Source organism: Janthinobacterium goodfellowi (genome assembly GCF_051380695.1).
Classification (GTDB): Bacteria; Pseudomonadota; Gammaproteobacteria; order Burkholderiales; family Burkholderiaceae_D; genus Janthinobacterium.
Window position 1 is genome coordinate 40327 of the sequence record NZ_JBNYXN010000006.1, and the last position, 13983, is coordinate 54309.

General features: G+C 62.4%; 12 protein-coding genes. 4 read left to right on the top strand and 8 right to left on the bottom strand.

Annotated elements, in window-relative coordinates:
* Positions 1 to 35: 35 nt before the first annotated feature.
* From ACQ4WQ_RS21315 to pmbA, 3 genes are all read right to left on the bottom strand, one after another.
* Complete coding sequence (locus tag ACQ4WQ_RS21315; RefSeq protein WP_436499808.1) at positions 36 to 1343, bottom strand: aminotransferase class V-fold PLP-dependent enzyme; 1308 nt, start codon at positions 1341 to 1343, stop codon at positions 36 to 38.
* Between the two features lie 11 nt (positions 1344 to 1354).
* Positions 1355 to 3766 (bottom strand): TonB-dependent receptor plug domain-containing protein, encoded by a 2412-nt coding sequence (locus ACQ4WQ_RS21320; RefSeq protein ID WP_436499810.1) that lies wholly within the window; start codon positions 3764 to 3766, stop codon positions 1355 to 1357.
* A 246-nt stretch (positions 3767 to 4012) separates the two neighbouring features.
* Entirely contained in the window at positions 4013 to 5365 is a 1353-nt protein-coding gene (pmbA, locus tag ACQ4WQ_RS21325; RefSeq protein WP_326456446.1) for a metalloprotease PmbA, read from the bottom strand.
* Positions 5366 to 5457: 92 nt separating this feature from the next.
* Between pmbA and yjgA the strand changes: the two genes are divergently transcribed.
* The 3 genes from yjgA (at position 5458) to ACQ4WQ_RS21340 (ending at position 7444) form a co-directional block, all read left to right on the top strand.
* Positions 5458 to 6057 (top strand): ribosome biogenesis factor YjgA, encoded by a 600-nt coding sequence (yjgA, locus tag ACQ4WQ_RS21330; protein ID WP_326456447.1) that lies wholly within the window; start codon positions 5458 to 5460, stop codon positions 6055 to 6057.
* A gap of 89 nt (positions 6058 to 6146) precedes the next feature.
* Positions 6147 to 6779, top strand: a complete 633-nt coding sequence (gene mog, locus ACQ4WQ_RS21335) for a molybdopterin adenylyltransferase (RefSeq protein ID WP_326456448.1) — start codon at positions 6147 to 6149, stop codon at positions 6777 to 6779.
* Positions 6776 to 7444 (top strand): alpha/beta hydrolase, encoded by a 669-nt coding sequence (locus ACQ4WQ_RS21340; protein ID WP_436499813.1) that lies wholly within the window; start codon positions 6776 to 6778, stop codon positions 7442 to 7444. The genes mog and ACQ4WQ_RS21340 overlap by 4 nt, the downstream gene beginning before the upstream one ends.
* 56 nt (positions 7445 to 7500) lie before the next feature.
* Here the strand turns inward: ACQ4WQ_RS21340 and ACQ4WQ_RS21345 are convergent, their stop codons facing one another.
* The 5 genes from ACQ4WQ_RS21345 to ACQ4WQ_RS21365 form a co-directional block, all read right to left on the bottom strand.
* A complete protein-coding gene (locus tag ACQ4WQ_RS21345; RefSeq protein ID WP_436499815.1) occupies positions 7501 to 9048 on the bottom strand; it encodes a S1C family serine protease in 1548 nt (515 codons plus the stop codon).
* 95 nt (positions 9049 to 9143) lie between these two features.
* Positions 9144 to 9710 (bottom strand): carboxymuconolactone decarboxylase family protein, encoded by a 567-nt coding sequence (locus ACQ4WQ_RS21350; protein WP_436499817.1) that lies wholly within the window; start codon positions 9708 to 9710, stop codon positions 9144 to 9146.
* The gene (locus ACQ4WQ_RS21355) at positions 9710 to 10558 is read right to left on the bottom strand and encodes a fumarylacetoacetate hydrolase family protein (protein ID WP_326456452.1); all 849 of its coding nucleotides are present in this window, start codon (positions 10556 to 10558) and stop codon (positions 9710 to 9712) included. The genes ACQ4WQ_RS21350 and ACQ4WQ_RS21355 overlap by 1 nt, the downstream gene beginning before the upstream one ends.
* Entirely contained in the window at positions 10503 to 11852 is a 1350-nt protein-coding gene (locus ACQ4WQ_RS21360; RefSeq protein ID WP_436499819.1) for an MFS transporter, read from the bottom strand. Before ACQ4WQ_RS21360 ends, ACQ4WQ_RS21355 begins: the two co-directional genes overlap by 56 nt.
* A gap of 2 nt (positions 11853 to 11854) precedes the next feature.
* Positions 11855 to 13219 (bottom strand): KamA family radical SAM protein, encoded by a 1365-nt coding sequence (locus ACQ4WQ_RS21365; protein WP_436499821.1) that lies wholly within the window; start codon positions 13217 to 13219, stop codon positions 11855 to 11857.
* 282 nt (positions 13220 to 13501) lie between these two features.
* On the opposite strand from ACQ4WQ_RS21365, the gene ACQ4WQ_RS21370 reads away from it, so the two are divergent.
* On the top strand, positions 13502 to 13960 hold the full coding sequence (locus tag ACQ4WQ_RS21370) for a cache domain-containing protein (protein ID WP_034780434.1): 459 nt from the start codon (positions 13502 to 13504) through the stop codon (positions 13958 to 13960).
* Positions 13961 to 13983 lie beyond the last annotated feature (23 nt).

Sequence of the window (13983 nt, forward strand, 5' to 3'; positions counted from 1 at the left end):
GGTGGGGCGTTCAAGCGCCGGAACGCCCCTGGCAACTACCCGCGCGCCACCTTGCGCAGGGCAGCAACCAGCCGGTCCAGATGCGACTCCGGCGTAAAGATGCCCGGCGTGACGCGCACGCATGCGCCGCTGGCCAGACCGTCGCGCGGCACGGCAAAGATGCCGTGTTCCTGCACCAGCTTTTTCGACAGGGCATAACTGTCTGCCACGCTGGTCTTGCCTTTCAGCCGGAATGAAGCGATGGCGCTCGTCAGGCGTGGATCGCCGGACGCCAGCACCTCGATGCCATCGATGCCGCGCGCCGCCTCCACCCAGCGGTTGCGCAGCAGCCGCAGCCGCGCCTGCTTGTTGGCCACGCCGATGTGCGCATGCAAGTCCAGCGCCGCCGGCAGGCTCAGGTAGGCGGCGAAATTCACCGTGCCCGTGTGCACGCGGGTACGGATATCGTCGCCCGCCTTTTCTCCCAGGTAGGGGTCGATATCGGCTACTCTGCCCCGCTTGATGTAGGCGGCGCCCACGCCCACGGGTGCGCCTATCCATTTGTGCAGGTTGATGCCGGCAAAGTCCGCCTGCAGGTCGGGGATCGTCATGTCCAGCTGGCCAAAGCCGTGCGCCGTGTCGACGATCACATCGATGCCCCGCGCGCGCGCCAGGCGGCTGATCTCGGCCACGGGCAAGACCATGCCGTTGCGGTGGTTGACGTGCGTGAGCAGCATCAATGTCAGCTTCGGATGACGGTCCATGGCGGCAACATAGGCAGCAACAACATTGTCATACGTAAATGGTTCCGGGATCGCAATGGACACCACCTGGACGCCGCGCCGCTGCTGCAGCCAGCGCGTGACGGTGATCATATTGTCGTAATCGATGTCCGCGTACAGCACCGTATCGCCCGGCTGCAGGCGGTTGTAGCCGGCGATCAAGACTTGCAGCGCTTCCGTGGCGCCCCGCGTCAGCACGATTTCATCGACACCCACGCCCAGCGCCCTGGCCGCCGCCGCGCGGGCCGCCTCGAAGTCGGCGGGAAAGCGCATGCGCGCATACCAGGCGTTGTCGCGGTTGACCATCGTCAATTGCTGCTCGTAATGACGCAATACAGGCCTGGCCATCGAACCCCAGTAGGCGTTGTCGAGTTGCACGATGGCATCGGTGGTGTCGTACTGCGCGGCCACGGCCTGCCAGTAAGCCTGGTTGCTGGCCAGCGTCTCCGGCGTGGTGCCAGCGGGCACTGCCGGCAAAGGTGGTGGCAAGGCGGCGGACGCCGCCGATCCTGCGCCCGCCGTCAAGGGCAGCGCCGCCGCCAGCGAACCCGCGCGCAACAAGGCGCGGCGTTGTGGATTCATCGTCATCCCCCTTAAAATTTCACTTTGTACTCGACGTACAGGTTGCGCCCGTCCGTGTCGTACGGTGCGTTGCGCGAATAGATCAGACCGCGGCTGGCCTGGAAGGTTGCCTCATCGGGATATTTGTCCAGCACGTTGTCGATACCCACGCGCACGGACTGCTTGTCGCCGATCTTGTAGCTGGCCGCCAGGTCGAGAAATTGCATGGCGCCAAAGCGCTGGAAGATATCGCCCGTGGCGTTGCCGGAATTGTCCGTCCACGCGCCGTAATAGCGCACGCGGGCCAGGGTATTCCAGTTGCCCAGGTCATAGTTGCCGCTGATGGTGGCTTTCTGGCGCGGCAGGCGCTCTTCGAACACCTGGCGCTGGGCTGCATTGGTCACCAGGCTGGACTTGCCGCCGTCGACCTTGGTGGTGTTGTAGTTGTAGGCCAGGGTCAGATTCAGCTTGCCGTCGCCGATACGGCTCAGGTGGCTGCCCACGATATCGATGCCGCGCGTGGTGGTGTCGAAGTCGTTCGTGAAATAACTGACGGAGGTGTAGCGCAGCGGGTTGGCCACGCCAGCGGGCACGGCAAACGCCGCGGAAGTGCTGAAGCGGTCGCTGACCTTGATGTCATACACGTCGACGGAACCGGAAAAGCCGGCCGGCGTCTTCCAGGTAAAACCCAGCGACAGGTTCTTCGATTTTTCCGGCTTCAGCGCCTGCGCACCGAGCAGGATGGCCAGCGGATCGCTATTGGCCAGGCGGCCGCTGGTAAACAACAGCAGGGTCTTGGTGTCGAGGCCCTGGTTGGTGCTGTTGGTGTTCGACTGGCCCGGTGTTGGTGCGCGGAAACCCGTCGAGTAGGAACCGCGCAGGGCCAGATCTTCGCTCAAGGCGTAGCGGGCCGACAGCTTGCCGTTGACGGTGCTGCCGAATTCCGAGAAATGTTCATAGCGTGCCGCACCGCCCAGGCTCAGGGCCTTGCTGACGGGCACTTCCACGTCCAGGTAGGCCGCATAGCTGTCCTGCCCCCAGCTGCCTGCCTGGCGGTCGCTGAAACCGGGTGCGCCGTTGGCGTTCGCGTCCAGGCCGATGGCCGCCCCCGGCCCCACCGTCCAGGACGCTACATCGCCCGCCTTCACGCCATACGTTTCATTGCGCGCTTCCGCGCCAAACGCGATATTGACGGGTTGCGGCAACGATGCCACGGGCAATTCATAGTTGAAGTTAGCGTTGAGAATCTTTTCCGCCTGCGACAGCTGGCCCAGGTAGAACGACGTCGGGCTGGCCGGCCCCATCGAGGCGTTGATGGAATTGGCCAGCTTGTAATCGATGCGGTTGCGGCCATAGGAAGCGCTCACATCCCAGCCGAAGCGGTCGTTGAAGCGACCGCGCACACCGGCCACCAACTGCACATCATCCTGGTCGTTCGAATAGCTGGGGCTGAAACCGAGCGGATACAGGCTGCGCAAGTCCCAGCCGGGGAACAGGCTGCTGGTCTTATACGCGCCCGTGCTGGTGTCGGGATTGCGCCAGTTGAAATCCGAGGTGCCGTCGCTGCGGCTGAACAGGCCGAAACCGTACAGTTCCGCCGTGTCGGACAGGGCCATGCTGGCATTGAAGCCGAGGCGCTTGCTATCGAGCTCAGGCTGGCCCCAGCGCTGCACGGGATTCGGCACCTTCAGTTCCGGATGGGCATTCTGGAAGGCGATGGCGTCGGCCCGCTGGCGCGTGCGCGAAGTGGGGTCGGACTGGGCCAGCGCGCCGAAAATCGTCGCCTTGCCCGTCTCGCCAAACGTAAAGCCCGTCTTCAGGTTGAGCTCATTGCCCTTGCCGTCGCCTTCCGAGTATTGCGAATGGTGCACGGAGATTTCCGTGCCGACCGTGTCGTCGAGAATGATGTTGATCACGCCCGCGATCGCGTCGGAGCCGTACTGGGCCGAGGCGCCGTCGCGCAGCACTTCGATGCGCTTGATGGCGGACACGGGAATCTGCGCCAGGTCGGGCGCCTGCGCGCCGCGCGCACCGAGCAGGGCGCTGCGGTGGAAACGCTTGCCATTGACGAGCACCAACGTCTGGTCCGGCGACAGGCCGCGCAAGGTGGCGGGACGCACGAAGACTTGTCCATCGGCCATCGGCAGGCGCTGCACCACATACGAGGGCACCAATTGCGCCAGCACGTCGTTCAAGTCCGACGATTCGACGGCGCCGATATCGTCGCGGTTGAACACATCGACGGGCGCCATGGTATCGAACTGCGTGCGGTTGCTGCCGCGCGTGCCGGTGACGATTACGGCTTGCGTTGCATCAAGGGTATCGCTGGCGGCAACGGGCGCGGCGGGCGCATCGCCATGGGCATGCGCCTGGCTGGCGAAGACGGCGCTCATGGCGCACAACAGGGCCACCGCGCGGGCGATGCGGGTACGGGAACAGGTCATGGAGAGAGTTCACTATGCAGGTTGGATCAACAACGACGCGTCACGGCAAGATTCGCATCTTGCATGAAATATCACGAAGTTCGGCTTACTTACATTAAAAGCATCTAAATTGAGCAGATAACGTCAGATGGCGTCATCATACGAAGCGAATATTTCCGCCGTATGACGACCAGGCCGCTGCGGGAAAAACCACAGGGACAAGAAAAAAGGCGCCAGCGGCGCCTTTTGAAACAAGGATGCAGGCGCTCAGCCGCCAGCCACCACCATGCTCTCGATGAGAATGGAACCCGTCTCTTTGGTGCCGCGACGCAAGACGTCGGCGCCCACGGCGACGATGTTGCGCAGCATGTCCTTCATGTTGCCGGCAATCGTGATTTCTTCCACCGGATACTGGATCACGCCGTTTTCCACCCAGAAACCGGAGGCGCCGCGCGAATAGTCGCCCGTCACGTAATTGGTTCCTTGTCCCATCAGTTCCGTCACCAGCAAGCCCGTGCCCAGCTTTTTCAGCATGGCGCTGAAATCGTCGCTGGCGGCCGTCAGGTTCGAGGTCAGGTACAGATTGTGCGAGCCGCCCGCATTGCCCGTCGTCTGCATGCCCAGCTTGCGGGCCGTATAGGTCGACAGGAAATAGCCTTGCACCACGCCATCCTTGACAACGTCGCGGCTGACAGTCTTGACGCCCTCTTCGTCGAACGGCGCGGAACCGACGCCGCCGATCACGTGCGGGTCTTCGAAGATCTGCACGTGCGACGGCAGCACCTGCGTGCCCAGGGAATCGTTCAGGAACGTGGATTTGCGGTACAGGGCGCCGCCCGAGGTCGCTTGCACATAGGTACCGAGCAAACCGGCCGCCAGCGGCGCCTCGAACAGCACGGGGCAAGTGCGCGTGCCCAGCTTGCGCGCATTCAGGCGCGACAGGGCGCGCTCGGCGGCGTAGCGGCCGATGGCTTCCGGGCTCGACATCTTGGCGGCGTCGCGCACGGACGAATACCAGTCGTCGCGCTGCATCTTCGCGCCCTTGCCGGCGATGGGTGCCACGGACAGCGTATGCCGCGAAAACGGGTAGCCGCCGATGAAGCCGCGCGAATTGGCGGACACAAAATGCGATTGCTGCACGTGCACGCTGGCGCCCTCGCTGTTCGTGATGCGCGGATCGACGGCAAACGCGGCCGCCTCGGCCCGCTGGGCCAGTGCGACGGCTTCCTCGGCGGAAATGAGCCAGGGATAAAACAGCTGCAAATCGCGGGGAGACATTTCCAGCATGTCGGCGTCGGCCAGCCCCGCGCAATCGTCCTCGGCCGTGAAGCGCGCGATATTGTAGGCGGCGTCCACCGTGGCGCGCAGGGCGGCAGGGGAAAAATCGGAGGTGCTGGCATTGCCGCGTTTCTTGCCGACAAACACGGTCACGCCCATGCCCTTGTCCTTGTTTTGCTCGATCGTCTCGATCTTGCCTTTTCGTACAGAAACGGACAGGCCGCCGCCTTCGCTGACTTCGACGGCAGCGTCGGTGCCGCCCGCTTCCCGCGCAAAAGACAACACATCACGGGCTAGTTGCTGCAATTGCTCTTGACTATGGGTAAATACGGAGTCGTTCATGCGCTGTTTTCTTCGGAAAGCCGCTAAAAAGGTTATCATAGCAGTCGTTTACAGTTTACAGGTGCGGCCTACGCGGCCAATCCCGCCTTATCATGCCAAATCCAAACCGGGGAGCTTGCGGCTTCCAATCCACCGAATTCGAACAGGAATATGAACGTCCATCGAAGTCGGAACTCAAGCGCCAGATGACCGTCCTGCAAAAGCTGGGCGAAGAACTCGTCAATGAAGCACGTGACCGCGTCAAGCGCGTCCCGATGCCGGAAGACGTGCGCGACGCCATTCTCGAATGCCAGCAGATCAAGGATCACGAAGGCCGCCGCCGCCAGCTGCAATACGTGGGCAAGAAAATGCGTACCCTGGATGAAGAAGAAGTTGCCGCCATCCAACGCACCATCGATAGCTGGAAAGGCTTGTCGAAAGCCGACACGGCCAATATGCACGCGATGGAACGCCGCCGCGACAAGCTGTTGACGGATGACAAAGCGCTGACCGTCTTGCTGTCGGAAAACCCGGAACTGGACGTACAGCACCTGCGCACCCTGATCCGCAATGCCCGCAAGGAGCAAGCCGAGAACAAGCCGCCGAAAGCCTACCGCGAAATCTTCCAGATCTTGAAAGAGATCGCCAAGAAGAACAACAGCGGCAAGAAAGATGCCGATGAAGATGGCGCAGAAGCGGAAGACGACGAGTAATTCGCCGTCCGAAACGCAAAGATGGACAAAAAACCGGGATAATCCCGGTTTTATTGTTTTTACGCCACTCCAGACTTTATAGGTGACCGATGTCCACCACTCTCGAAGACGAATTGATTATCGGCCTCGTGTCGATCTCCGACCGCGCCAGCGGCGGCGTGTATGAAGACCTGGGCATCCCCGCCCTGGAAAGCTGGCTGTCCGCCGCCATCCGCACGCCGTTCCGCCTGGAAAAGCGCCTGATCCCCGACGAGCGCTCGCAAATTGAAAACACCCTGATCGACATGGTCGACCTGAACCACTGCCATCTGATCCTGACGACGGGCGGCACGGGTCCCGCGCGGCGCGACGTCACGCCGGACGCCACGCTCAGCGTGGGCACCAAGGAAATGCCCGGTTTCGGCGAACAGATGCGCCAGATCAGCCTGCAATTCGTGCCGACGGCGATCCTGTCGCGCCAGGTAGCCGTGATCCGCGAGACGCCCGAGCGCGCTTGCCTGATCATGAACTTGCCGGGCCAGCCGAAAGCCATCAAGGAAACCCTGGAAGGCTTGAAGGATGTTGATGGAAATCAATTGGTGAATGGTATCTTTGCCGCCGTCCCCTATTGCATCGACCTCATCGGTGGCCCCTACATGGAAACCGACCCGGCCATCTGCAAGGCCTTCCGTCCCAAATCGGCGCTGCGTCCGGCGCAACCATTACCAGAGGAAAATACATGAGCACCTTGCTGGAAACCATAGAACTCGACAGTGCACCGAACCCCACCGTCTCCATCATCTGGATGCACGGCCTGGGCGCCGACGGCAACGACTTCGTGCCCCTGGTGAAAGAACTCGACCTGCGCGGCTGCCCCGCCATCCGCTTCATCTTCCCCAGCGCCGGCACCATGCCCGTCACCATCAACAACGGCTATGTGATGCGCGCCTGGTACGACATCCTCGTGAACGACCTCGTGCGCCGCGAAGACGAAGGCGGCCTGCGCGCCTCGCAGGCACAGATCGAAGCGCTGATCGCGCGCGAAAAAGCGCGCGGCATCCCCGCCAGCCGCATCATCCTGGCCGGCTTCTCGCAAGGCTGCGCCATGACCTTGCAAACGGGCTTGCGCCACACGGAACCGCTGGCTGGCCTGATGTGCCTGTCCGGCTACCTGCCCCTGGCCGACAAGACGGCTCTTGAACGCACGCCGGCGAGCCTGCAGACGCCGATCTTCATGGCGCATGGCACGGCCGACCCCGTGGTACCGATCGGCCGCGCACAGCAGTCGCGCGACTTGCTCACCGGCATGGGTTACAAAGTGGAATGGCACGAATACATGATGCAGCACTCGCTGTGCCAGGAAGAGATCGACGCCATCGGCGCGTGGCTGAAAAAAGTATTGGCTTAAAATAAAACAGGCGCGGTGTGCGCCGCGCCTGTTGTCAAACGGAACGCCGGGAACGATCAGTTCGCCGGCGTTTTTTCATGCCATATTTTCAGCATGTCGGCCGACGCTTCCGAGCGGATGCCATTGTCCGTCAGCACCGATTCCGTCGCGGCCAGCATCTCCTTGCGGGGCACAACGACCATTTCCGCATCGCGCTGCTGGAAGCGGAATGTCAGCAATTCATCGGTCTGGTCACGCAGCAAGGCCACCAGGTGCGCCAGGCTGCGCACGCGCACGCCATTGACGGAATCGACGACCGAAAAGAAACGCGTACTGTAGCCATTCATCAGCTTGTGCGGGAAGAACGGCGCGGCAATCACCACCAGCTCTTCGCGCTCGCTGTCGGGCGCATCGCCGCGCCGCGTCGCCAGCGGATTGCCGGCAAACGCCATGCCGCCCAGCATTGCCGGGTTGCTATTTGGCGCGGCCATGAATTCCGTGCTGGCGCGCGAAAACACCATCGGGCCGAAGATGAAATAGGACGGATAATTGCCCTGCAGGCCGCTGATGAGCATCGGGTGCGCCGCCGAGACGGGCACCTTGATTTTCAGGGACGCGCCCTGGCGCACCACCGTCAACGGCAATTCGCCGTCTTTCGCCAGTTGCTGCACCCGGTACTGGAAGCGCACGCGGCTGTTGGCATTCAGCTTGACCATGCCCTGGTTGTCGATGGGAAAATCGCCGATATGCGTGATGACATCCCACTCCTTGAGCGGATAGGCGGCATCCTTGCTGGCCGGCGTCATCACGACGGCGCCCTCGACTCCCTTGGCCAGTTTCAAATACGTGCGCAGCGCGGGATTTTCCAGCGTTTGCGTCACGTCGCGCATGGCCGGCTTGCCCTTGGGCGCGCCGCTTTCCTGGTCGCGCAGGAACAGCTCGATTTCCTCGTTGGGGATGATGTAGCCGATGTTTTGCGCATTGAGCATGCCGGCAAAGGCCAGGCCGATCATCTTCTCGCCGGCAATCACGGGGCCGCCGCTATTGCCCGGGTTGATGGCCGCATCGATCTGGATGCGCAGGCCGGAGACGGGAAAGTTGTAGCGCACGAATTCGATGCGCGAGACGATGCCCTTGGTGATCGACAGCGAGGTGCCGCCCGTCGGATAGCCATACGCCAGCACGGCATCGCGCACGTCCGGCAAGACGTTGGCGCGCGGCACCGCCTTGTGGCTGGCGAAAAAACTGTCGTCGTCGATCTTCAGCAAGGCCAGGTCCATGCCGCGCGAGATGGCCAGCACGGTCGCCGGTATCTTGTCGCCCGCGCCATTGGCCTGGATCTGCACCTGGCTGGCATAGCCGACCACGTGCGCATTGGTGAGGATGCGGCGCCCTTCGATGACGACGCCCGAGCCCGTCACCTCTTGCGGCGCGGCCTTGCTCCAGGGTTTATACGGGTCCGGCCCGCGCAAGGTGGAAAACACCTTGACGACGGAATTCTCCAGTGCCGAAGCGCTGGCGGTGGTCTCGGCGGCAAGCGCCCGCAGCGTCATCAAGGGGGAAAAAGAAAGGGCCAACGCCAGGAAGGCGCGGCCCATCAGGGTGATGCACGGACGAGTTTTCATTGAGCTAGTGGGCAATGGAAGGGAAGTAAAATTATATATTGAATAATTGCAACTTCATTACATTTTGTCCATCTTTGCCCGAAGAACTCTTCTAATCAGGCGGGCATGGGCGGCACGCCCAAGGCCGGCACCGCCGTCTGCGCGCCATTCATCACCATGGCCAGGAAGGTGTAATAGCCATTGATGCCCATCAAGTCAACCACGCCCTGTTCGCCGAACAGGGCCAGCGCCCGCGCATACGTCGCGTCGCTGACGCGCTTGTTCTGCTGCAGCTCGATACAGAAGTCATGCACGGCTTGCTCATCGTCTTTCAAGGCAAGGGGCAGGCGCCGCGCGGCGATGGCGTCCACGGCCGCTTGCGCGATACCGTTCTGTACCGCCAGCGGCGCGTGGATGGCCCACTCCACCTGCTGATCCCACTGGCGCGCCGTCACCAGGATGGCCAGCTCCGACAGGCGCGTGCCGATGGCGCTGCGGTAGCGCAAGTATTCGCCCATGCGCTGCGCCGTTTCCATCAGCTCGGGACTGCGGATCAGCGGCACGAAGGGACCGTACAGGGCACCGCGCGGGCCGTCGATGATGGCTTGCGCGGCGGCGCGCTGCTGCGGATCCAGCCGGTCCAGCGGCAGCGGCGGCAAACGGTCGATATCGCTACCGGCCATCAGGCAGTCCAGGCGACGACGTCCTGCTGCTGTTCGCCGAGGCCGGCGATGCCCAGGCGCAGGCTGTCGCCTTTTTTGAGGAAGCGCTGCGGCTTGCGGCCCTGGCCCACGCCCGGCGGCGTGCCCGTGGCGATCACGTCGCCCGGTTCCAGGGTCATGAATTGCGACAGGTAGCTGACGATCTGCGCCACCGTGAAAATCATGGTTTGCGTATTGCCAGTCTGCATGCGCTTGCCGTTGACTTCCAGGTACAGGTCCAGGTCCTGCTCGTCGATGACTTCATCGCGCGTCACCAGCCACGGGCCGACAGGGCCGAAGGTGTCGCAGCCCTTGCCTTTGTCCCACTGGCCGCCCCGCTCCAGCTGGAACGAGCGCTCGGAAATATCGTTGACGACGCAATAGCCGGCCACGTATTTCAGCGCATCCGCTTCGCTCACGTACTGTGCGCGCGTGCCGATGATCACGCCCAGCTCCACTTCCCAGTCCGTCTTTTTCGAGCCTTTCGGCAGCACGACATTGTCGTCCGGACCGTTCAGGCAAGTAATGGCTTTCATGAACACGATCGGTTCGGCCGGGATCGGCATGCCCGATTCGGCCGCGTGGTCCGCGTAGTTCAGACCGATGCCGATGAACTTGCCGACCTTGGCCACCGGCACGCCGAAGCGCGGATTGCCGCGCACCAGGGGCAAGGTCTTTTCGTCGAGCTTGGCCAGCTTGCGCAGGGCCTTGTCGGACAGTTGCGCGCCGTCAATATCGGCAATCACGCCGGACAGGTCGCGCAGTTTGCCTTCTTCATCGATCAGGCCCGGTTTTTCCTTGCCTGGACGTCCATAACGAACGAGTTTCATAGTCTTCCTTGGAGTTGATCATTGCCGCTGTGCAGGCTGCCATTTTACCGGATGGCCCGGCACGCCTGTAGCGGTTGATGAAAAACATCGCAAGTCCCGGCAGTTGCAAGGCCGCCAGCACGCCAAACGCCGCCTGGTACGCCTGCGGCGGGTACTGCTGCTGGCTGTTCAGGGGCCAGCAGCCGAGGATCAGACCAAAGCCCGCCTGCACCAGGAAGGCGCCCGTAAAAATGAGCAAATTCAAACAGGTGGCCGCCCTGCCCGTCAGGCTGGCGGGCATGCTTTGCGCGACGATCGCGTACTCGAGGCCCGTCACCGTGCCCAGCAAGGTAAACAGCACGGACAGCAAAGGCAGGCTGGGCACCACATTGCACGCCATCGCTACTTGCACGGCGACAAACAGGACGATGCCGGCGCCCGCCACTTGCATGGGTGCAATGCCACGCCGCCCAGCCCATTCCGTCAGCATGCCCATGCCGATGGCGCCGAAGATGACGGCCGCCATGCCCAGGTACAACAAATACGCCACGTTGTCATCGGACAAGCCGCCCACGTCGGCCAGCCAGCGCCCCACCCACAAGCCTTGCACGCCAAAGAACACCGTGTGCGGCAGCAGGATCAGCGCGATGGTGCGGCGAAAGCCGGGATCGCGGTACACGCTCCAGACGCTGACCTTGCTCACCTTGTGCATGCCTGCGGCAGGCGCGGGCATGGCCGGCGACAGCAGGCGGATCAGCAAGCCGATGGCCAGCGCCGCCAGCGCCAGGCCCAGGAACACGCCGCGCCAGTCCGTGTAGTGCAGGGCCAGCTTGACGGGCATGGTGGCCGTGGCCGCGCCCAGGCCGCCCACGGCGATCAGGTAGCCGTGCACGGAGGGCAGGCGCGACGGCGCGATGGCGCACGAGATCGCTTTCACGGCGGCCATGAAACAGCCGCCCAGCCCGGCGCCCATGATGGCGCGCGCCCACATCAGCTCGGTAAAGCTGTGGCCCCGGCTGAACAGCCACACGCCCAGGGCCGCCAGCGCCAGCAACCACAGTTGCACCGTGCGGGGGCCGTAACGGTCCAGCGCCATGCCGACTGGCAATTGCACCAGCGCAAAGGCGAGAAAAAAGGCGCTGGTCAGCAGGCCCAGCTGGGCTGGCGTCAGGGCGATGGCGCCCAGCAATTCGGCCGTCAGCACGGCATTGACGCCGCGCAGCAGGCACGACAGGTAATGCCCGAGCGCGAACGGCAGGAACACCAGGCAAAACACGGCCACGCCGGAGCGGGCGGGCGCACCGGCGGCATGCATGCTCAGGCAGCCTGCGCCAGGCGGATGATTTTGTGCGGCAGCTGCGGCACAGGCTCATCCGTCTCGAAGAAGAATTTATCATGGCCGAACGCGGGCTTCAAATCGTCCATCCACGTCGCTTCCGCATCGAACTTCGCATAAAACGGCCGGCGCACCCAGTCCGGGTTGCGCGCCTGCAAAAATTGCAGGGCAAACAGTTTTTCGCCATTGATGGTGACGATGCCGTCGATGACGACCTTGCCGGGGAAGGCGCTCATGGACGGTCCCCGCACCGTGCGCGACAGGCCCGACACCATCTGATAGGCGGCCTGGAAAATCTCGTGCGCCTTCGCCAGGGGCAACTCGAAATAGCCGCGCGGGCCCGTGTCCCGTTCGACAAACATGTAGTACGGAATCGCCCCCAGGCGCGTGCCCGTCTGCCACAGCTCGGCCCAGCTTGCCGGGTCTTCGTTGATATGGCGGATCAGCGGACCCTGCATGCGCAAGGTGGCGCCCGTGGAAACGATGCGTTTCACGGCTTGCTGCGCGATATCCTGGCGCAACTCGACGGCATGGCTGTAATGCCCCATCACGGCCAGGTTCTTGCCCGCCTTGACGATGCGCTCGAACAGGCGCATCAAGTCATCCGCATCGCGGTCCGAGACAAAGCGCTGCGGCCAATACGCCACCGCCTTGGTGCCGATGCGAATGTTCTGGATGTGTTCCAGGCCTGGCGCCAGCAGCGGCTCCAGGTAGGAGGCCAATTGCCGCGTGTTCATGATCATCGGATCGCCGCCCGTGATCAGCACGTCCGTCACTTCCGGATGCAGTGTCAGGTAGGCGGCCAGCTCGTTCGATTCGCGCGCATCGAACTTCATGTCGTCCATGCCGACGAACTGGGGCCAGCGGAAACAGAAAGTGCAATACGCGTGGCACGTCTGGCCGGCGCTGGGGAAAAACAGCACCGTCTGCGCATATTTATGCTGCAGGCCGCGCACGGGCGCATCGTTGACCCGCGGCACGTTATGCGTCATCTGCCCCGCCGGATGGGGATTCATTCCCAGGCGCAAGCCATGCACATAGGCATCGATGGCGGCCTTGTCCTGCTTGACCAGCACCAAGTCGCGCAGATGCGCGTACTGCTCGGGCGGCAGCATGTCGCGGTGGGGAAAGACGAGGCGGTAGATGGGGTCGTCAGGGATGTTGTTCCAGTCGATCAGCTGATCGAGCACATATTCATTGGTGCGAAACGGCAAGACGTGCGAGACCACTTGCACGGCTTCGCGCTGCTCTTCGGGCAGCCATTCCCACTGCCGCGCTTGCTGAATGGTTTGCCGTGTATACGGCTTGAACTTGGGTGAAAACGGCTCGGTAATGAGTGCGGACACGATCGGCTCCTTGCCTGTAAATAGCGATAACTTTCATGAAATCGGCCCATATCGGCCAATTCCAGCCTCTTTCTCCCCCATGCCAGATCACCTCGGCATGCTGTGAAAGTCATCATAGTTCTTGCCGTTCGGAATCAAATTGCCACACATCAACAAGTCTCCCGATACGTTGCACGCTGCCTACAAGCAACACCTTAGTTTGTTCCATCGCAACTTGAGGGCGACTTCGGCGACGTAAATTACGACTTGGCAACACATCCCTCGATATCACAAGGAGCTTTCATGAAACGCTTATTCACGGGTAGCCTGCTGTGCCTTGCATTTGCCGGCGGCAGCGTCAGTGCCGCGGTCGAACCAACGGAGAAAGACGCCATCGCCATGGCCGAACGGGGCGCCGCCTTCATGAAGGCGCATGGCAAGGAAGAAATGATGAAGAAAATCACGGCGAAAGACCCGGACTTCGTGCAGGGCTCGCTGTATGTGGACATGCGCGACATCAAGACGGGCATCGTGCTGGCCCACCCCATCAATCCTTCCATCGTGGGCAAGGATTTGACGGATGTGCCGGATGCGAATGGCAAGAAATATCGGCGTGAAATCATTGAACTAGCGCAAAAGCAGGGCAAGGGCTGGGTCGATTACCAGTACAAGAATCCCACCAGCGGCAAGATCGAACCGAAGACCACGTACATTCTGCGCGTCAACGATGTGGTGCTGGAAGCGGGTATCTACAAAAAATAAGGCAAGGGCGGCGCGCAGGAACG